This is a genomic window from Arthrobacter sp. P1_B11, assembly GCF_056406715.1.
Map to the genome: position 1 here is coordinate 44,888 of NZ_JBFTZQ010000017.1, position 17,849 is coordinate 62,736.

The window sequence follows — 17,849 nt, forward strand, 5'->3', positions numbered from 1 at the left end:
TCATCGCAATAGCCCTTCGTAGTGACGCTGCTGTAGCTGCGCGTCAATTTGCTTGACGGTTTCCAAGCCAACGCCCACCATGATCAGGATCGAGGTGCCACCGAACGGGAAGTTCTGGCTTGCGTTGATCAGCACGAGCGCCACCAGCGGGATCAGTGCCACGAAGCCAAGGTAAAAGGCGCCGGGCAGCGTGATCCGCGACAGGACGTACTGCAGGTAATCCGCGGTCGGCTTGCCGGCACGGATACCCGGAATGAAGCCGCCGTATTTCTTCATGTTGTCCGAGACCTCTTCAGGGTTGAAGGTGATCGCGACATAGAAGTATGTAAAGAAAACAATCATGGCGAAGTAGAGCGCCATGTAGATGGGGTGGTCCCCACGGGTCAGGTTGTTGTTGATCCACTCAACCCACGGCTGCAACTGCTCCCCGGCCTTGGGCTGGTTGAACTGTGAAATCAACGCCGGCAGGTAGAGCATGGACGAGGCAAAGATCACCGGGATAACGCCGGCCATATTGACCTTGATGGGAATGTAGGTGCTGGTGCCGCCCACAGTCCGGCGTCCGATCATCCGCTTGGCGTACTGCACCGGGATGCGGCGCTGGGACTGCTCAACGAACACTACGAGCGCAACCGTCAGCAGACCGATGACGAGGACCAGGAAGAACGTCCCCGGGCCCTGTGCCGTCCAGATGGCGCCCAGCGACGTGGGGAAGCCGGCAGCGATGGCGGTGAAGATCAACAGGGACATACCGTTGCCCACGCCCTTTTCGGTCACGAGCTCGCCCATCCACATGATGAGGCCGGTGCCGGCGGTCAGCGTGATGATGATCAGGATCGTGGTGATGACGCTGCTGTCCGGGATGATGGGCAGCGCGCAACCGGGCAGCAACTGACCGGAACGCGCCAGGGACACCAAGGTGGTTGCGTTCAGCAGGCCAAGGGCGATGGTCAGATAACGCGTGTACTGCGTCAGCTTTGACTGCCCCGAGGCGCCCTCTTCGTACAGCTGCTGGAAACGGGGAATGACCACCCGAAGCAGCTGCACAATGATGCTGGCCGTAATGTACGGCATGATTCCCAAAGCGAAGATGGAGACCTGCAGCAATGCACCGCCGCTGAAAAGATTGACGAGCTGGTAGATCCCGCCCTGGGTCTGCCCGTTCGACAAGCATTGCTGGACATTCTGGTAGCTCACACCAGGCGAGGGGATGAAGGCTCCCAAGCGGAAGATTGTGATGATTCCCAGCGTGAACAACAACTTGCGACGCAGATCAGGCGTTCGAAAAGCCCGGCCGAATGCGCTAAGCAAGCGTCCTCCTCAGTAGTTAATAAGTCTTGTGATGCAGGTCAATAAACCCAACAACCGAGTCTAACGGTTGTTTGCGCTATGCGAACAATCCGGAAGACCTGCAGATATGAAAAAACTCCCGGCACGGGGGCCTCGGCCCCGCGTACCGGGAGTTTGCGCAACGGGCATCAGCCCACTGCTCCTGGAGAAAATTCTCCTAGAGAGCGGTGGTGCTTCCGCCTGCTGCGGCGATCTTTTCAGCGGCACTGGCTGAGAAGGCGTGGACGGTGACGTCGACCTTGACGGTGATGTCGCCGGTGCCAAGCACCTTCACGGGCTGGTTCTTGCGAACGGCACCCTTTGCAACCAGGTTCTCCACGGTGACAGCGCCACCTTCCGGGAACAGCTCGTTGAGCTTGTCCAGGTTTACAACCTGGAACTCAACCCGGAACGGGTTCTTGAAGCCGCGCAGCTTCGGCAGGCGCATGTGCAGCGGCAGCTGGCCGCCGGCAAAGCCAGCCTTGATCTGGTAGCGGGCCTTCGTACCCTTGGTACCGCGACCGGCGGTCTTACCCTTGGAACCTTCACCACGACCAACACGGGTCTTGGCGGTCTTGGCACCCGGAGCGGGACGCAGGTGGTGAACCTTCAGCGCGTTCTGCTTGTCAGCAGATGCGTCGCTTTGTGCCTTCTCGGCAGTGTTCTTCTCGGCCATTTATTTCGCCTCCTCTACCTTTACCAGGTGCGGAACCGTGTTGAGCATTCCAACGGTCACGGCGTCGGCGGTGCGGACAACAGTGTGTCCGATCCGCTTCAGGCCGAGGGACCGCAGGGTGTCGCGCTGGTTCTGCTTGCCGCCAATGGCGGACTTGATCTGAGTGATCTCCAACTGGGCGTCGGACGGAATCAGGTTCTTAGCCATGACTCAGACACCTGCCTTCTGGTTCATGAGCGCCTTCACCATTGCCGGCGGAGCGATCTCATCGAGCGGGAGGCCGCGGCGTGCTGCCACTGCTGCCGGCTCTTCGAGGCGCTTCAGGGCATCAACGGTCGCGTGAACGATGTTGATGGCGTTGGAGGAACCGAGCGACTTGGAGAGGATGTCGTGGATGCCCACGCACTCCAGTACTGCACGGACCGGGCCACCGGCGATAACACCAGTACCGGCGGAAGCCGGACGCAGCATGACGACGCCTGCGGCGGCCTCACCCTGAACGCGGTGCGGGATGGTGCTGCCGATGCGGGGAACGCGGAAGAAGGACTTCTTGGCCTCTTCTACGCCCTTCGCGATTGCGGCAGGAACTTCCTTCGCCTTGCCGTAGCCAACGCCGACCATACCGTTACCGTCACCGACGACGACCAGTGCGGTGAAGCTGAAGCGACGACCACCCTTGACGACCTTGGAAACGCGGTTGATGGTAACAACGCGCTCTACGAACTGGCTTTTCTCGGCTTCGCGGCCACCGTCGCGGCCGCCACGGCCACCACGGTCGCCGCGGCCCTGGCCACGGTCGCCACGCTCGCCACGACGAGCGCCACCACGGCGGTCATCGGCAGCTGCGGGGGCAGTGGTCTCAGTGGCCTCAGCAGCTACGGCAACAGGTGCCTTCTGATCTGCAGACACAGTGTCCTTTTCCTTGTTTGCTTCCGTCACAGTGACAGCCCACCTTCACGTGCACCGTCAGCGACGGCGGCGATCCGGCCGTGGTACTTGTTACCACCGCGGTCGAAGACAACAGCTTCGATTCCGGCAGCCTTGGCACGCTCGGCTACGAGCTCGCCAACGCGCTTGGCCTTGGCAGTCTTGTCACCGTCGAATGCACGAAGGTCGGCTTCAAGTGTGGACGCGCTCGCTACGGTCAGGCCCTTGGTGTCATCGACAACCTGGACGAATACGTGGCGTGCGGAGCGGTTGACGACCAGGCGAGGACGCACAGCCGTTCCGGAGATGCGCTTGCGGATACGAAGCTGGCGGCGGCTGCGTGAAGCAGACTTGCTCTTGTTCGTACGCTTCTTATTAATTGCGATGGCCATGGTTACTTACCAGCCTTTCCGACCTTGCGGCGGATGACTTCGCCGGCGTAGCGAATGCCCTTGCCCTTATAGGGGTCCGGCTTCCGCAGCTTGCGAATGTTGGCAGCAACCTCGCCGACCTGCTGCTTGTTGATACCTGAAACAGAGAGCTTGGTCGGGGTCTCAACTGCAAAGGTGATGCCGTTCGGTGCCGAGACGTTAACCGGGTGGCTGTAGCCCAGAGCGAACTCCAGGTCAGAACCCTTTGCCTGGACGCGGTAACCGGTACCGACAATCTCAAGCTTCTTCTCGTAGCCTGCGGTGACACCCTGGATCATGTTGGCGATCAGGGTGCGGGTCAGGCCGTGCAGTGAACGGGAGGCGCGCTCGTCGTTCGGGCGGGCGACAGTCAGGGTGCTTTCGACCAGGGAGACCTCGATCGGGCTGGCCACAGTGTGGCTCAGCTCGCCTTTGGAACCCTTGACGCTGACGACAGAGCCGTCAACCTTGACCTCAACGCCGGCAGGAACGGTGATGGGGAGACGTCCAATACGTGACATTATTCTCTTCCTTTCCCGTTACCAGACGTAAGCGAGGACTTCGCCGCCCACGCCCTTCTTGCCGGCCTGCTTGTCAGTCAAGAGGCCGGAAGAGGTGGACAGGATTGCGACACCCAGGCCACCGAGCACGTGCGGCAGGTTGGTGGACTTTGCGTAAACGCGCAGTCCCGGCTTGGAAATACGACGAACACCGGCGATTGAACGCTCGCGGTTCGGACCGAACTTGAGCTCGATGGTCAGCTTCTTGCCGACTTCAGCGTCTTCTTCTTTCCAGGAGGCGATGTAACCTTCGGCCTTCAGGATGTCAGCAACGCGTGCCTTGAGCTTGCTGTACGGCATAGTCACGGATTCGTGGTACGCCGAGTTTGCATTGCGCAGACGCGTAAGCATGTCTGCGACAGGATCTGTCATTGTCATTTGGGCTCTTGCCCTTCCTCGTAACGGTTTCCTTCGCGCTGATCCCTCAGGATCAGTGCAGCCGGACCTTTTACGTAGCTAATTAAGCTTCGGTTTTGAACGGGAAACCAAGCGCCTTGAGCAGCGCGCGGCCTTCGTCGTCGGTCTTGGCAGTGGTCACAACCGTGATGTCCATACCGCGAACGCGGTCGATGGAATCCTGGTCGATCTCGTGGAACATAACCTGTTCGGTCAGACCGAAGGTGTAGTTGCCGTTGCCATCAAACTGCTTGCCGCTGAGGCCGCGGAAGTCACGGATACGCGGCAGAGCCAGCGTGACCAGACGATCCACGAATTCCCACATGCGGTCGCCACGCAGGGTTGCGTGTGCACCGATGGGCATGCCTTCGCGCAGCTTGAACTGTGCGATCGACTTGCGGGCCTTGGTTACCTGCGGCTTCTGGCCGGTGATCAGGGTGAGGTCGCGGACAGCGCCGTCGATCAGCTTGGAGTCCTTGGCGGCATCTCCAACACCCATGTTCACAACAACCTTGACCAGACGGGGAACCTGGTTAACGTTCTCGTACTTGAATTCCTCAAGAAGCGTGCTCTTGATGGAATCGGCGTACTTGGTCTTCAGACGAGGAACGATCTTGCTTGCCGGAGTCTCGAGAGTCTCAGTCATTAGATGTCCTTCCCTGAGCTCTTTGCCACGCGTACGCGCACTTCACGCTTCACGCCATTGCGCTCAACGGTCTCGGTGCGGAAACCTACGCGAGTGGGCTTCTTGGTGGACGGGTCAACCAGAGCCACGTTGGAGATGTGGACCGAAGCTTCTACGACCTCGATGCCACCGGTCTTGGTGCCGCGCTGCGACTGACCGACCTTGGTGTGCTTGGTTACGCGGTTAATGCCTTCAACCAACACGCGGTTGGTCTCCGGGAATACGCGCAGAACCTTGCCCTGCTTGCCACGGTCGCCGCCGCGCTCAGCCTTGGCGCCAGTGATGACCTGAACCAGGTCACCCTTTTTGATCTTAGCCATGGACTAGAGCACCTCCGGAGCCAGAGAAACGATCTTCATGAACTTCTTGTCGCGAAGTTCACGACCAACCGGTCCGAAGATGCGGGTACCGCGAGGGTCACCGTCAGCCTTCAGAATCACGGCCGCGTTCTCGTCAAACTTGATATAGGAACCATCCGCACGGCGGCGTTCCTTCTTGGTACGGACGATGACAGCCTTGACGACGTCGCCCTTCTTTACGTTGCCGCCCGGAATTGCGTCCTTGACGGTAGCGACGATAACGTCGCCAATGCCTGCGTAGCGACGGCCAGATCCACCGAGAACGCGAATGGTAAGGATTTCCTTAGCACCCGTGTTGTCGGCGACCTTGAGTCGCGACTCCTGCTGAATCACTATTTACTCCTTGCGTCGCGCCGGTTCTCAGACCGAAAATCTTCCTACGGAATGAGCCTTGCGGAACGGTTGATCGGGGTGTCTCTTGACCTGCCTGGATTTTGCCAGACCAGGCCTAAACGCCCGTGCCAAAAACATTTGCTTCCCAAGCGGATTCGGACGCAGTCCAAGCGCAAGGGGGCACTATGCCGTGGCACGATTGTTTACGAGGTTTGATGACGGCGCACAGAAGGCGCCATACAAACTCAAAATCTTAGCACATTTCGGGCCCAGCCCCATATCACAGCAGCTGCCCTCCCGTTAAGCCGGTTCCGTTAAACCGACGACGGCGGCGGCCGGTGCCTGCCGCCAGCCAAAACGCGGAAAACCCCCGCTCCCAAAGGGAACGGGGGTTTCCGGACAAACCTCACCGGTTACGGCGAGAGCTGCAGGTGTTACTTGGCCTTTTCGAGGATCTCAACCAGGCGCCACCGCTTGCTAGCGGACAGCGGGCGGGTCTCGGCGAGGAGAACGAGGTCGCCGATGCCGGCGGTGTTCTCTTCGTCGTGAGCCTTGATCTTCGAGGTGCGGCGGATGACCTTGCCGTAAAGGGCGTGCTTCACGCGGTCTTCAACCTGGACAACGATGGTCTTTTCCATCTTGTCCGAGACCACGTAGCCGCGCTTCGTCTTACGGTCACCGCGCTCAGCAGCCGTAGCTGCAGCGGAAACAGTTTCCGTCACGTTCTCGTCCTTTTCACTCACTTGGCGTCCTCCTCAGTCTCAGCTTCGGCCGGCGTTTCGGCCTTCTTCGCTGCGGACTTCTTGGACTTCTTTTCTTCCTTGGCTTCCGCAACAGGCGCGGCAACCTCGGCACGAATGCCCAGCTCGCGTTCACGGAGAACGGTGTAGATGCGTGCGATGTCCTTCTTTACCGCGCGCAGACGACCGTGGTTCTCCAGCTGACCGGTGGCGGACTGGAAACGCAGGTTGAACAGCTCTTCCTTAGCCTTACGGAGTTCTTCAACGAGACGCTCGTTGTCGAAACCGTCCAGCTGTGCGGATGCAAGTTCCTTGGATCCTACTGCCATTTCTATTCACCACCTTCGCGACGCAGAATGCGTGCCTTCAACGGGAGCTTGTGGATTGCCAGGCGCAGTGCCTCGCGAGCAACCGATTCTTCGACACCGGAGATCTCAAAGAGAACCCGGCCCGGCTTGACGTTTGCGACCCACCATTCCGGAGAACCCTTACCGGAACCCATGCGGGTTTCGGCCGGCTTCTTCGTCAGGGGACGGTCCGGGTAGATGTTGATCCAGACCTTACCGCCACGCTTGATGTGGCGGGTCATCGCAATACGGGCAGACTCGATCTGACGGTTCGTTACGTAAGCCGGGCTCAGGGCCTGGATGCCGTACTCACCGAAGGAGACCTTGGTGCCGCCCGTAGCAGCGCCGGAACGACCCGGGTGGTGCTGCTTACGGTGCTTGACTCGACGTGGGATAAGCATTTAAGCCTGTCCTCCTTCTGCTGCCTGTGCCGGTGCGGCAGAAGCGGCATCGGCTGCCGGAGCTGCAGCAGCAGGAGCTGCTTCGGCTGCCGGACGGTCGGTACGACGGCGGCGGTCACCACGGTCAGCGCCACCCGGGCGGCCCGGACGGTCGCTGGCACCGCGTCCACGGGACGGAGCAGCAGCTGCCTGCTGAGCCAGTTCCTTGGACGTGACGTCACCCTTGTAGATCCAGACCTTCACGCCGATGCGGCCGAAGGTGGTCTTGGCTTCGTAGAAGCCGTAGTCGATGTTCGCGCGGAGGGTGTGCAGGGGCACACGGCCTTCGCGGTAGAACTCCGAGCGGGACATTTCTGCGCCACCCAGACGGCCGGAGCAAGCGATACGGATACCCTTGGCACCGGCACGCTGTGCGGACTGCATGGCCTTCTTCATCGCACGGCGGAAAGCCACACGGGAAGTCAGCTGCTCAGCAACGCCCTGGGCAACAAGCTGGGCTTCCATCTCGGGGTTCTTGACCTCGAGGATGTTCAGCTGGACCTGCTTGCCGGTGAGCTTTTCGAGCTCGCCGCGGATGCGGTCTGCTTCTGCGCCGCGGCGGCCGATAACGATGCCCGGACGTGCCGTGTGGATATCCACGCGGACACGGTCGCGGGTGCGCTCGATTTCGACCTTGGCGATACCGGCGCGCTCCATGCCCGTGGACATGAGCTGGCGGATACGGATGTCTTCGCGAACGAAGTCCTTGTACCGCTGGCCAGCCTTGGTGCTGTCAGCAAACCAGTGCGATACGTGATCGGTGGTGATGCCGAGTCGGAACCCGTGCGGGTTAACTTTCTGTCCCACTTAGCGAGCCTCCTCTTTCTCCGGGGTAGCGACTACCACGGTGATGTGGCTCGTGCGCTTCTTGATCTGAAATGCACGACCCTGAGCACGCGGCTGGAACCGCTTCATGGTCGGGCCTTCATCAACAAACGCTTCGCTGATGATGAGGTCACCTTCGTCAAACGCAACACCGTCGCGGTCCGCGAGGACCCGGGCGTTCGAGATTGCCGACTGAACTACCTTGAATACCGGCTCTGAAGCTGCCTGGGGGGCAAACTTCAGAATTGCCAGAGCCTCGTTCGCTTGCTTACCACGAACAAGGTTGACGACGCGCCGGGCCTTCATAGGCGTTACGCGGATGTGACGCGCAATTGCCTTGGCTTCCATTGCTTTCCTTCTCTCGTCTTTGACGTAAGTGCAGGCGCCTAGCGGCGCTTGCCCTTACGGTCGTCCTTGACATGGCCGCGGAATGTCCGCGTGGGAGCGAATTCGCCGAGCTTGTGCCCGACCATCGACTCGGTGACAAACACCGGAATGTGCTTGCGTCCGTCGTGCACGGCGATCGTGTGCCCGAGCATGTCGGGGATGATCATCGAGCGGCGGGACCAGGTCTTGATGACGTTCTTGGTGCCCTTTTCGTTTTCCCTGTCCACCTTCACAAAGAGGTGCTGGTCAACGAAAGGACCTTTTTTCAGGCTGCGTGGCATGTGTCCAGGCTCCTATCGCTTGTTCTTGCCAGTACGACGACGACGCACAATAAGCTTGTCGCTCTCTTTGTTCGGGCGGCGGGTGCGGCCCTCACGCTTACCGTTCGGGTTGACGGGGTGACGTCCACCGGACGTCTTACCCTCGCCACCACCGTGCGGGTGGTCAACCGGGTTCATGGCGACACCACGGACGGTCGGGCGGACGCCCTTCCAGCGCATACGGCCGGCCTTGCCCCAGTTGATGTTCGACTGTTCGGCGTTGCCGACCTCGCCGATGGTTGCGCGGCAGCGCACATCAACGTTGCGGATTTCACCGGAAGGCAGACGCAGCTGGGCGAAACGGCCTTCCTTGGCGACGAGCTGAACAGAAGCTCCAGCGGAACGTGCCATCTTGGCGCCGCCACCCGGGCGCAGTTCAACTGCGTGGATAACGGTACCCACAGGGATGTTGCGCAGGGGCAGGTTGTTGCCGGGCTTGATATCAGCGTCGGCACCGGCCTCTACGAAGTCACCCTGGGAGAGCTTGTTCGGAGCGATGATGTAACGCTTGGTGCCATCAACGTAGTGCAGGAGGGCGATGCGAGCCGTGCGGTTCGGATCGTACTCGATTTCGGCAACGCGGGCGTTGACGCCGTCCTTGTCGTGGCGACGGAAGTCGATCAGACGGTACTGGCGCTTGTGTCCACCACCCTTGTGACGGGTTGTGATCTTGCCGGAGTTGTTACGGCCACCCTTTTTGGGCAGCGGACGTACCAACGACTTTTCCGGCGTCGACCGCGTGATTTCGGTGAAGTCAGCTACGCTCGAGCCGCGACGGCCCGGGGTAGTCGGCTTGTATTTACGGATTCCCATAATTTATTTCCTCGTTAAAGTGGTCTCCGCTACGCGAGCGGACCGCCGAAGATGTCGATAGTGCCTTCTTTGAGGGTGACAATCGCACGCTTGGTGTTCTTGCGGATACCCCATCCGAATTTGGTGCGCTTGCGCTTACCGGCACGGTTGATGGTGTTGATCGATTCGACCTTGACGGAGAAAATTTTCTCCACGGCCAGCTTGATCTCGGTCTTGTTCGAGCGGGGGTCCACCAGGAAGGTGTACTTGCCCTCATCGATCAGGCCGTAGCTCTTTTCCGAAACAACGGGTGCAAGCACGACGTCGCGCGGGTCTTTGATGGTGGCTGCGCTCACTTGGCATCCTCCTCGTTCTTTGCAGCCTTGTCAGCAACGAATGCTTCATAGGCAGCCTTGGTGAAGACTACGTCGTCAGAAACGAGAACGTCGTAGGTGTTCAGCTGGTCTGCGTACAGAACGTGAACTTCCTCGAGGTTGCGCACGGACAGTGCAGCAACATCGTTGGCGCGCTCAATGACAACGAGCAGGTTCTTGCGCTCGGAGACGCCGCGCAGCGTTGCCAGTGCTTCCTTGGAGGACGGCGTGGAGCCGGCGACCAGGTCAGCAATGACGTGGATGCGTCCGTTACGGGCGCGGTCAGACAGTGCGCCGCGAAGTGCAGCAGCAATCATCTTCTTGGGGGTGCGCTGGCTGTAGTCGCGAGGAGTCGGACCGTGGACAACGCCACCGCCGGTCATGTGAGGAGCACGGATGGAACCCTGACGGGCGCGGCCGGTACCCTTCTGCTTGAACGGCTTGCGGCCTGCACCGGAAACTTCGGCGCGGGTCTTGGTCTTGTGGGTACCCTGGCGAGCAGCAGCGAGCTGTGCAACGACGACCTGGTGCAGCAGCGGCACGTTGGTCTGTACGTCGAAGATCTCTGCGGGCAGGTCAACCTTGACAGTGCTAGTCATTGAACTAGGCTCCCTTCACGGCGGTGCGTACGAGTACGACCTGGCCGCGGGCGCCGGGGACGGCACCCTTGATCAGGAGCAGCGACTTCTCGACGTCAACCGCGTGAACAGTGAGGTTCAGCGTGGTGTGACGAACGGCGCCCATGCGGCCGGCCATTTTCATGCCCTTGAAGACGCGGCTCGGGGTGGATGCGCCACCGATTGAACCGGGCTTACGGTGGTTCTTGTGGGCACCGTGGGAAGCTCCAACGCCGTGGAAGCCGTGACGCTTCATAACACCGGCGAAGCCCTTACCCTTGGTGGTGCCGATAACGTCGATCTTCTGGCCGGCTTCGAAGAGCTCTACAGAGAGCTCCTGGCCCAGCTCGTAAGAGTCAGCATCTGCAGTGCGCAGTTCGACGACGTGGCGGCGAGGCGTGACGCCTGCCTTTTCAAAGTGACCAGCCAGCGGCTTGGTGACCTTGCGGGGATCGATCTGGCCGTAGCCGATCTGAACGGCGACGTAGCCATCAGTCTCTGCGTTACGCAGCTGGGTGATGACGTTCGAGTCAGCCTGGACAACAGTGACGGGGATGAGCTTGTTGTTCTCGTCCCAGACCTGGGTCATGCCGAGCTTCGTGCCCAGCAGGCCCTTTACGTTACGGGTTGCGGTCATAGTCTCTCAGCACCTCCCTACAGCTTGATTTCGATGTTCACGTCGGCCGGCAGGTCGAGACGCATAAGCGAGTCAACAGCCTTGGGCGTGGGGTCGATGATGTCGATCAGACGCTTGTGCGTGCGCATTTCAAAGTGCTCGCGGCTGTCCTTGTACTTGTGGGGAGAGCGGATTACGCAGTAAATGTTCTTCTCCGTCGGCAGCGGCACGGGGCCCACTACCGTTGCGCCTGCGCGCGTGACCGTCTCAACGATCTTCCGTGCTGAAACGTCAATGACCTCGTGGTCGTATGACTTCAGCCGGATGCGGATTTTTTGTCCCGCCATGTCGCCTGACTCTCTTTCAGTAAATGCTGCTCTGTTTACTTACCTGTTGTATGTGGCTGCCGAAGCATTTGAAGTCTGAACTACCACCCGCCGCACAAACTGAATCCGGATAAATCCGGGTTCCTCAACCTGCCGACGTAACCGACCCCCGCGGTCGGGCGTGTCGCACCTTCGAAGCGTGCGAGCCCGCAGTTCCATGGGGAGTGGGTTATGTTTGGACTTCGACCTGGACCCTGTCACCCGGCATTATCCGGATCGGGACGCGAAGAAGCGCTTGAACAACTCATCTAGTATGCCGGATTTTGCTGCCGGATGCGAATCAGGCCTTGTCAGGCCCGCGTGCGGACATCCTCGGTGCGGGTGACGGCCTCCCCAGGCGGTCATTGCCTTCGGCAATCTTCGAATGGATGATAGGTGAATGGCCGTGCAGAATGCTGACGCCGTAAACACCGCTTCGGTTCAGGATCTCGCGGGGCGGCTCAGACCCGGTTTCACCCTGGGGGTGGCTGCAGCAGCGTTTCAGATCGAGGGCTCCCTGGCCGCCGACGGCCGAGGACCGTCCGGCTGGGACGCTTTCGCCGAAAAACCCGGGAACATCGTTGACGGGCACTCCCCTGCAGTGGCCTGCGACCATTACAACCGCGCGCCCGAAGACGTGGCCCTCATGCGGGAACTGGGCATCGACTCCTACCGCTTCTCCCTTTCCTGGCCGCGGATCCAGCCCGACGGGCGGGGCGCCATCAATTCGCACGGCCTGGATTTTTACGACAGGCTGATCGACCAGCTGCTGGCCGCCGGCATCTCCCCCATGGCCACCCTCTACCACTGGGATACTCCGCTCCCCCTCGAACACAGCGGGGGCTGGATGAACCGTGCCACGGCGGAGCACTTCGCGGAATATGCCGCGGCCGCCGGCGGACGGCTCGGCGACCGCGTGGCGCAGTGGGTCACACTGAACGAGCCTGTGTCCGTGACCCTGAACGGCTATGCCCTGGGCGTTCACGCGCCCGGCCGGGATCTGCTGTTGGACGCCTTGCCCTCCGTTCACAACCAACTGCTGGGCCACGGGCTTGCCGTCCAGGCGCTCCGGGCGGCGGGTGTCGCCGGTGGCATCGGTGTCACCAACCTGCATTCGCCCGTGCGCCCGGCGTCGCGGAAACTGACCGACCGGCTGCTGGCGAGGGTGTTTGACCTGGTCCTCAACAGGGTTTACGCCGACCCCATCCTCCTGGGCCGCTACCCGAAACCTCCGGCCGCAGCCAGGCCCTGGTTCAGATCCCTGACCAAAGCGTCCGACGACGACCTCCGCCTCATCAGCCAGCCTCTCGACTTCTATGGGGTGAACTACTACTACCCCGTGAAGGTTGCCACCGGGCAGGGTCCCGCAGACACCCCGGCCGGAACCGCGGACGCCATGGCCCGCATGCCGTTCCATCTGGCGGCCTTCCCGGAATACGACACCACGGGCTTCGGCTGGCCGGTTGCGCCCGAGCATCTGGGAATCCTGCTGCGTGAACTCAAAGACCGGTACGGGGCTGCGCTGCCGCCGCTGTACATCACAGAAAGCGGCGCAAGCTTCCCGGAGCCGGAGCACGTCACTGGTCCCATCGCGGATGCCAGGCGCATCGACTATCTGGCCCACCATCTGCACCAGGCCATGGTTTCCACCGCCCCCGGCGGTATTGCACACGATGTGGAACTGCTGGGCTATTACGTCTGGACCCTGATGGACAACTTCGAGTGGGCGGCCGGGTACTCCCAGCGTTTCGGCCTGGTCCACGTGGACTTTGACACGCTCAAGCGCACCCCCAAGAAGTCCTTCTACTGGCTTCAGGCGCTCAGCCGGGCGCGGAAAGCGCTCGCCTGAGGAACCGCCGCGGGTTACTGGTTCTTGTTTGCGCGGTTGATGCGCTTTGCGCGGTCAATCTCGTTGCGGAAATGCTTCTTGGCCCAGAACACACCGGCAACAACGATTACAGCCACGATCAGGAAAATAAGCCATCCCATGATGTGCCACCTCTCTTTTCAGCAACGATAGCAGGGCACATCACGCAGTCAGCCAGTCCGTCCGTCAGTCGGTCCCGGCAGGCTTGCTGCGGCTGAGCTTCCGGAGGGCGAGCGCGATGAGGCCGACGGCGATCAGCGCCAGCAGCACGTAGGTGTACTGGCGTATCGCCCACATGATGCACAGCCCAACCCCCGCTGCACCCCACCAGACGAGCATCCGTTCGCTGTACCCCAGCCCCACCACCAGCACCGCTGCAAAGAACGCCAGCACCCAGAGTTGCTGGGCACCATTGCCGCCGAAGATCACCAGGAGGCCGCTCAACGAGACCAGAGCGGCGGCGAGGCCAAGATACAGCTTGCCGGCGCCGGGCTGGCCCGACCTATACCGCAGCACGCCAAGCACCGAGGCGAGGACCACGTACCACTGGACCGTCCAGAATGTATCCGGCCAGGAGGAGCCAGGCAAGATCCCGTCCAGCCAGCCCGCGTGCTGCTGGGAGGGAGCGGCGAAGAGCGCCGCACGCTGGACGGCGGCCGTCACGGCCAAGGACCCGAGTTCTGCTGCCGGGCGTCGCACCGCAGCGGGGACCTCCAGCCAAATCACGACGGCGGTCATGGTCACCAGCGCTGCTCCCGCCCACGACGTCTCGCTGTACAGCAGCCCCACAATTCCCGCCACGGCGAGGCCCAGGACGGCAGCCCCGACCAGTGCAAGAAAGCGAACGTCGCCGCCCTGACTGGCCGCGGCGGGCGATCCTTCGGCCAGCGGCTCCCGGCCGTGCGGCCGGTGGCCGCGAATCTTTCCGGCAACGTAGAGTGCTGCGGCCGCGGTTCCGCACCCTGCCAGCCACGGAAGGTAGAAGCCCCAAAGCCCCGGAACATCCCCGAGGATTCCGTCCGCCGTCATCGTGGCCCCTGTCAGCGCAGCCAGGACTGCCGGCGGGTAGAACCCGGGCATGCACTCCACATGCGACGCCGCAAAGCACGCCGCCGAAAGACCCAGCACCGCCGCACCGGCAATCCAGTCCCCGGACGGAGGTGCCAGCATGGCTGACGCGGTGCCGAAGGAGACGGCTGCCGCCAGCCACAGCCAGTGGTCAACGCCGCCGCCGTTCCTGTGCCGGAAGAGTGTTCCGCCTACCGTGGCGGCCAGGGACAGCCCCAGCAGCGCCAGCGCGACGCCTGCATGACCCAGCAAGGGGGCTGCCAGGAAAGCAGTGGCCGCAAAAAGTTGCCCGAAGGGCAGAAGCGGCCCCATCGCAACCACCGCGAACAGCGCCGCATACACAGCCAGGTAGGCAGCCCCCCGGGCGGCAAGCAACCGGCCGGCAGCGACAGCGGAGACCAGCAGCAGAAGCAGGGACAACAGCACTACCCAGCGGCCGCCGTCGTCCGCAATCAATCCCGCCCGGAATGGTTGCGCTACGTACGCGACCGGAAGAATCGCCTGGCTGGCCAGCGTGATCCAGACGGCTGCCTGCTGGAAGGGAACCTCCGTAAGGCGGTGCCGCATGAGCCAGCGGATCACGTGCTGCGCCGCGAGCACGAGCGCGAAGGTCACAGCAACAACGGTGGGTGAGGCCGAAACGTCATGACTGAGCACCACTGCCAGCGCTGCCGCAAGGATGCGGGCGGCAGCGAAGTACGCGCCCTTTGATGTGCGGTCCTCCACGGCAGCCACCATGGCTGCGCTGAAGACCGCGAAGACACCCAGCAGGATTTCGACGTCGGGGAGACTTGCCCCGCGCAGCACCAGCAGCAGGGCCAACACTGCCGGAGCGAACACCGCAGACCACCGGTGCGTCCGCAGCACGTAGCCGGCGGCTGCGGCTCCCCCGGCCAGGAGCAGCGGTGCGAACGTGGCCTGCCACGACGGGGTTTCCGACGCGAAGACCGTGGCCGCCGCTGATACGATCGCGGCCGACTGCAGCGCCAGAAGCACGGCAGCGTCTGCCAACTGGCTGTCTTGTACTCTGCCGCGGGCTGCCGCCCGCAGGGGTATTGCGAGCTGGAGGGACAGTGCGACGGCGAGGACAGTGGCCGGGGCCAGCGCCTCGCCGCCCACGAGGATGGGGCCGTTGTCCCGCAGAATCTGATGGAACACTGTCAGCACCAGAGAGGTCGCGGCGGCTCGGCTGAACCACGAGTAGTACCGTCCCTGGGTTGGCGTTCCCGCGGATGCAATGCTGGAGCCTTTCCTGCCGGCGCGGACGGCAGTCACTGCCAGGTAGCCCGTAACGGTCAGCAACGCGGAGTTTCCCAGCGTGAGTGATACTGCGCCGAAGGCAAGCGGCACGGCAACAAGCGAGACGGCCAACGGAACGGCTTCCGCGATGGACGGCCGCCAGGGCTCCTCCCCGTATCGGCGAAACAGCAGCAGGCCGGCGGCCAGCGATGCCATGAGCTGGGCACCGATGGCGATGCCGCCAAAGTGTTCTGACGCCGGATAGAGGAACGGCTCGGGTTCGCCGAGCACCAGCGCAGCCATGGTTCCCACGCCCGCGACGGTGAACACGGCCAGGCTGATCTGCGGCGTCAGCGCTGGCACGTGGAGGCGGATCATCGCAGCTGTTGCCAGCTGCTGAATGACCAGGACAAGGCAGAGCGCCAGGGCTGCGGCCCGGAAGCGTGCGTCGTTCTCGCCGACGACTGCCGCCGTCAGGACAGGCACCGCCACCGTGAGGGTGATGCGCGCTGCGAGGACAAAATGCAGGCGCAGCGGCTCCGTGCGGGGGCGGGAGCGCACGGCCCAGAAGGCGGCTCCGGCGACGAGCAGTCCCACCAGCGTCCATGCCCCGAGCCAGTCCGCCAGCAGTATGGCCATGCCGAGCGCAGCAACCGGGGCCCACTCGGCCGCTTGGCGGTGCTTGGCCGCAAGCACCGCGCCCGTCAGCAGCGCCAGCAGCGCGAGGGCCCACAGCGGGCTGCCGTCCGCGCCCACCGGCGGCCCGGCCAGGAAGTCGAGCCGCTCCGCCACGGCGTAGGCCACCGTCAGCAGCAGTTCCAGGGCGAAGGTAACGAGGACGTCCAGCCTCCACCGGCGGTGGCGCAGGACGCCAAGGAGCAGGGACGGGAGGCGCCAGGCTCCCAGCCGGCCCGCTGTGCGTTCCTGGTCCGGAGGCTCATTACCCACGACCGACACAAGGGCCTGGATGGCCAGCAGCACGGCCGCCGCGGCAAGGGCGGCACTCCCCCGCCCGCTCAGGTTCCAGACGGCCACTGACGCCGCCACCGTCAGGCTCGCCCGGGCAGCCAGAAACTGGAGCGAACGGAGCTGCGACCCGGGGGCCACGGACGTCACCGCGAAATAGCATCCGCACATCGCCATGATCCGGGCGTAGTCACCGCGTCCGAGCATCAGCGGAACCAACGTGGCAGCCACCGCAACAGCGGGAACGATGAACGGATGCAACTGGGCAAGCGGCCTGACGTACAGGGGCGGCAGCCACCGTGGCTTCAGTATGGCCAGGACAGTGAAGAAAACCGCCACCCCGATCAGTGCAGTGAAGTACCAGATGAGCGCCCCACCCAGGACGGACACCCCGGACCAGGCAGTGGACGCAACGAAGCTCAGTGAAAGATAGACGAGGACCCGGCTCTCGAGCCGGACGGCGGCCACGACGTATGCTGCGGTGCCGACGGCCGATGTAGCCAGCCATGCAAGCGGAGCATCGTGGAGGGCAAGGCTGTACATGGCGAGGCCTGTCACGGGAATCAGTGCCAGCCCGGTGCCCGAGAAGGCAACGGCGGCAGGCCTCAGCCGCGGCGCCCTCGCATGGAGCATCAGTCCCGCAGCATAAAACAGCGCGGTGATGGTGCACACGCCGGCAAACCGAAGTGGCACGGGAAGCCCCGTGCCAACAAAGAGCGCACCGGCGGCGACCAGGAGCAAACTGGCGACGTAGAGCGTGACATTGATATTCTGCCGCTCACGTTTGGCCCGCGCCATGTCCCGCTCCGCACGGAGTTCTGCCTCCACACGGGGAGGGACGGAAGCGTACACCGGAGCGGTTGCCGGTCCCAACGGAGCCGGCCGCCTCACCGGCCCGGCTGCCGGCGGCCGCGGCTGGCTGGCGGGCGAGGGAGGCGCAGCGAGCGAGGCCGGCCGGTCCGGTTCACCCGCTGCCGGTTCAGTCGCGGCCGGTTCACCCGCTGCCGGTTCAGTCGCTGCCTCGGTATTGGCCAAAGCGTCCAGCCATCCTTGGAGATGGCCGGCCCTAAAGCCGGCGCTGTACGCCTCATCAGTAGAGGTCCACATGCCGCCGCCTTCCGACCACTGCTGGCGGCGCAACGCCCCGGCAGCAATTAATCCAATGAATGGATAAAGGATAGCAAAAAACAGCCCCGCTGCACTAGCAGCGG

General features: G+C 62.7%; 24 protein-coding genes. 1 reads left to right on the forward strand and 23 read right to left on the reverse strand.

Annotation, left to right across the window (positions count from 1 at the left end; translation table 11 throughout):
• From secY to rpsJ, 21 genes are all read right to left on the reverse strand, one after another.
• Positions 1-1,311, reverse strand: a complete 1,311-nt coding sequence (gene secY, locus AC1D14_RS14350; RefSeq protein ID WP_476876070.1) for a preprotein translocase subunit SecY — start codon at positions 1,309-1,311, stop codon at positions 1-3.
• A 196-nt stretch (positions 1,312-1,507) separates the two neighbouring features.
• Positions 1,508-2,005 (reverse strand): 50S ribosomal protein L15, encoded by a 498-nt coding sequence (gene rplO / locus AC1D14_RS14355; protein WP_230118115.1) that lies wholly within the window; start codon positions 2,003-2,005, stop codon positions 1,508-1,510.
• Positions 2,006-2,212: a 50S ribosomal protein L30 gene (rpmD, locus tag AC1D14_RS14360; RefSeq protein ID WP_056626615.1), complete on the reverse strand. Its 207-nt coding sequence runs from the start codon at positions 2,210-2,212 to the stop codon at positions 2,006-2,008.
• Positions 2,213-2,215: 3 nt separating this feature from the next.
• Positions 2,216-2,944 carry a 30S ribosomal protein S5 gene (rpsE, locus tag AC1D14_RS14365; protein ID WP_214968822.1) on the reverse strand — a complete coding sequence of 243 codons (729 nt, stop codon included), beginning with the start codon at positions 2,942-2,944 and terminating at the stop codon, positions 2,216-2,218.
• Positions 2,941-3,324: a 50S ribosomal protein L18 gene (gene rplR / locus AC1D14_RS14370; protein WP_011692796.1), complete on the reverse strand. Its 384-nt coding sequence runs from the start codon at positions 3,322-3,324 to the stop codon at positions 2,941-2,943. Before rplR ends, rpsE begins: the two co-directional genes overlap by 4 nt.
• Positions 3,325-3,326: 2 nt before the next feature.
• The gene (rplF, locus tag AC1D14_RS14375) at positions 3,327-3,863 is read right to left on the reverse strand and encodes a 50S ribosomal protein L6 (RefSeq protein WP_230118114.1); all 537 of its coding nucleotides are present in this window, start codon (positions 3,861-3,863) and stop codon (positions 3,327-3,329) included.
• 18 nt (positions 3,864-3,881) lie between these two features.
• Positions 3,882-4,280: a 30S ribosomal protein S8 gene (gene rpsH / locus AC1D14_RS14380; protein ID WP_230118113.1), complete on the reverse strand. Its 399-nt coding sequence runs from the start codon at positions 4,278-4,280 to the stop codon at positions 3,882-3,884.
• A gap of 82 nt (positions 4,281-4,362) precedes the next feature.
• Positions 4,363-4,944 (reverse strand): 50S ribosomal protein L5, encoded by a 582-nt coding sequence (gene rplE, locus AC1D14_RS14385; protein ID WP_230118112.1) that lies wholly within the window; start codon positions 4,942-4,944, stop codon positions 4,363-4,365.
• A complete protein-coding gene (rplX, locus tag AC1D14_RS14390) occupies positions 4,944-5,303 on the reverse strand; it encodes a 50S ribosomal protein L24 (protein ID WP_230118111.1) in 360 nt (119 codons plus the stop codon). Before rplX ends, rplE begins: the two co-directional genes overlap by 1 nt.
• Positions 5,304-5,306: 3 nt before the next feature.
• Positions 5,307-5,675 (reverse strand): 50S ribosomal protein L14, encoded by a 369-nt coding sequence (rplN, locus tag AC1D14_RS14395; RefSeq protein WP_024366126.1) that lies wholly within the window; start codon positions 5,673-5,675, stop codon positions 5,307-5,309.
• Positions 5,676-6,109: 434 nt separating this feature from the next.
• Positions 6,110-6,418, reverse strand: coding sequence for a 30S ribosomal protein S17 (rpsQ, locus tag AC1D14_RS14400; protein ID WP_230118110.1), 309 nt, complete (start codon positions 6,416-6,418; stop codon positions 6,110-6,112).
• The gene (rpmC, locus tag AC1D14_RS14405; protein ID WP_290369733.1) at positions 6,415-6,744 is read right to left on the reverse strand and encodes a 50S ribosomal protein L29; all 330 of its coding nucleotides are present in this window, start codon (positions 6,742-6,744) and stop codon (positions 6,415-6,417) included. The genes rpsQ and rpmC overlap by 4 nt, the downstream gene beginning before the upstream one ends.
• Positions 6,745-6,746: 2 nt before the next feature.
• A complete protein-coding gene (gene rplP, locus AC1D14_RS14410; protein ID WP_013601829.1) occupies positions 6,747-7,163 on the reverse strand; it encodes a 50S ribosomal protein L16 in 417 nt (138 codons plus the stop codon).
• Positions 7,164-8,009 (reverse strand): 30S ribosomal protein S3, encoded by an 846-nt coding sequence (gene rpsC / locus AC1D14_RS14415; protein WP_230118109.1) that lies wholly within the window; start codon positions 8,007-8,009, stop codon positions 7,164-7,166. It abuts the gene before it with no gap.
• Positions 8,010-8,375 (reverse strand): 50S ribosomal protein L22, encoded by a 366-nt coding sequence (gene rplV, locus AC1D14_RS14420; RefSeq protein ID WP_003803798.1) that lies wholly within the window; start codon positions 8,373-8,375, stop codon positions 8,010-8,012.
• Between the two features lie 38 nt (positions 8,376-8,413).
• A complete protein-coding gene (gene rpsS / locus AC1D14_RS14425; protein ID WP_011692805.1) occupies positions 8,414-8,695 on the reverse strand; it encodes a 30S ribosomal protein S19 in 282 nt (93 codons plus the stop codon).
• A 12-nt stretch (positions 8,696-8,707) separates the two neighbouring features.
• Positions 8,708-9,547 (reverse strand): 50S ribosomal protein L2, encoded by an 840-nt coding sequence (gene rplB, locus AC1D14_RS14430; RefSeq protein WP_078027238.1) that lies wholly within the window; start codon positions 9,545-9,547, stop codon positions 8,708-8,710.
• A 29-nt stretch (positions 9,548-9,576) separates the two neighbouring features.
• Positions 9,577-9,882: a 50S ribosomal protein L23 gene (rplW, locus tag AC1D14_RS14435; RefSeq protein WP_230118108.1), complete on the reverse strand. Its 306-nt coding sequence runs from the start codon at positions 9,880-9,882 to the stop codon at positions 9,577-9,579.
• A complete protein-coding gene (gene rplD / locus AC1D14_RS14440) occupies positions 9,879-10,499 on the reverse strand; it encodes a 50S ribosomal protein L4 (protein ID WP_230118107.1) in 621 nt (206 codons plus the stop codon). The genes rplW and rplD overlap by 4 nt, the downstream gene beginning before the upstream one ends.
• Positions 10,500-10,503: 4 nt before the next feature.
• Positions 10,504-11,154 carry a 50S ribosomal protein L3 gene (gene rplC, locus AC1D14_RS14445; protein WP_056626643.1) on the reverse strand — a complete coding sequence of 217 codons (651 nt, stop codon included), beginning with the start codon at positions 11,152-11,154 and terminating at the stop codon, positions 10,504-10,506.
• A 17-nt stretch (positions 11,155-11,171) separates the two neighbouring features.
• Positions 11,172-11,480, reverse strand: a complete 309-nt coding sequence (rpsJ, locus tag AC1D14_RS14450; RefSeq protein ID WP_038464699.1) for a 30S ribosomal protein S10 — start codon at positions 11,478-11,480, stop codon at positions 11,172-11,174.
• 418 nt (positions 11,481-11,898) lie between these two features.
• Here rpsJ and AC1D14_RS14455 point away from each other — a divergent pair, with 418 nt between their 5' ends.
• Positions 11,899-13,347, forward strand: a complete 1,449-nt coding sequence (locus AC1D14_RS14455) for a GH1 family beta-glucosidase (RefSeq protein WP_476968685.1) — start codon at positions 11,899-11,901, stop codon at positions 13,345-13,347.
• 14 nt (positions 13,348-13,361) lie between these two features.
• Here AC1D14_RS14455 and AC1D14_RS14460 read toward each other — a convergent pair whose 3' ends face one another.
• Together AC1D14_RS14460 and AC1D14_RS14465 are read right to left on the reverse strand one after the other, a co-directional pair.
• The gene (locus AC1D14_RS14460) at positions 13,362-13,487 is read right to left on the reverse strand and encodes a hypothetical protein (RefSeq protein WP_476876073.1); all 126 of its coding nucleotides are present in this window, start codon (positions 13,485-13,487) and stop codon (positions 13,362-13,364) included.
• A gap of 64 nt (positions 13,488-13,551) precedes the next feature.
• Positions 13,552-17,745 (reverse strand): hypothetical protein, encoded by a 4,194-nt coding sequence (locus AC1D14_RS14465; RefSeq protein ID WP_476968686.1) that lies wholly within the window; start codon positions 17,743-17,745, stop codon positions 13,552-13,554.
• Positions 17,746-17,849 lie beyond the last annotated feature (104 nt).

Bases quoted from the DNA above. Each gene is read 5' to 3' on its own strand.
- rplO (WP_230118115.1), bottom strand. From the start codon at position 2,005: ATGGCCGAGAAGAACACTGCCGAGAAGGCACAAAGCGACGCATCTGCT.
- rpmD (WP_056626615.1), bottom strand. From the start codon at position 2,212: ATGGCTAAGAACCTGATTCCGTCCGACGCCCAGTTGGAGATCACTCAG.
- rplR (WP_011692796.1), bottom strand. From the start codon at position 3,324: ATGGCCATCGCAATTAATAAGAAGCGTACGAACAAGAGCAAGTCTGCT.
- rplF (WP_230118114.1), bottom strand. From the start codon at position 3,863: ATGTCACGTATTGGACGTCTCCCCATCACCGTTCCTGCCGGCGTTGAG.
- rpsH (WP_230118113.1), bottom strand. From the start codon at position 4,280: ATGACAATGACAGATCCTGTCGCAGACATGCTTACGCGTCTGCGCAAT.
- rplE (WP_230118112.1), bottom strand. From the start codon at position 4,944: ATGACTGAGACTCTCGAGACTCCGGCAAGCAAGATCGTTCCTCGTCTG.
- rplX (WP_230118111.1), bottom strand. From the start codon at position 5,303: ATGGCTAAGATCAAAAAGGGTGACCTGGTTCAGGTCATCACTGGCGCC.
- rpmC (WP_290369733.1), bottom strand. From the start codon at position 6,744: ATGGCAGTAGGATCCAAGGAACTTGCATCCGCACAGCTGGACGGTTTC.
- rplP (WP_013601829.1), bottom strand. From the start codon at position 7,163: ATGCTTATCCCACGTCGAGTCAAGCACCGTAAGCAGCACCACCCGGGT.
- rplV (WP_003803798.1), bottom strand. From the start codon at position 8,375: ATGGAAGCCAAGGCAATTGCGCGTCACATCCGCGTAACGCCTATGAAG.
- rpsS (WP_011692805.1), bottom strand. From the start codon at position 8,695: ATGCCACGCAGCCTGAAAAAAGGTCCTTTCGTTGACCAGCACCTCTTT.
- rplB (WP_078027238.1), bottom strand. From the start codon at position 9,547: ATGGGAATCCGTAAATACAAGCCGACTACCCCGGGCCGTCGCGGCTCG.
- rplD (WP_230118107.1), bottom strand. From the start codon at position 10,499: ATGACTAGCACTGTCAAGGTTGACCTGCCCGCAGAGATCTTCGACGTA.
- rplC (WP_056626643.1), bottom strand. From the start codon at position 11,154: ATGACCGCAACCCGTAACGTAAAGGGCCTGCTGGGCACGAAGCTCGGC.
- rpsJ (WP_038464699.1), bottom strand. From the start codon at position 11,480: ATGGCGGGACAAAAAATCCGCATCCGGCTGAAGTCATACGACCACGAG.
- AC1D14_RS14455 (WP_476968685.1), top strand. From the start codon at position 11,899: ATGGCCGTGCAGAATGCTGACGCCGTAAACACCGCTTCGGTTCAGGAT.
- AC1D14_RS14460 (WP_476876073.1), bottom strand. From the start codon at position 13,487: ATGGGATGGCTTATTTTCCTGATCGTGGCTGTAATCGTTGTTGCCGGT.
- AC1D14_RS14465 (WP_476968686.1), bottom strand. From the start codon at position 17,745: ATGTGGACCTCTACTGATGAGGCGTACAGCGCCGGCTTTAGGGCCGGC.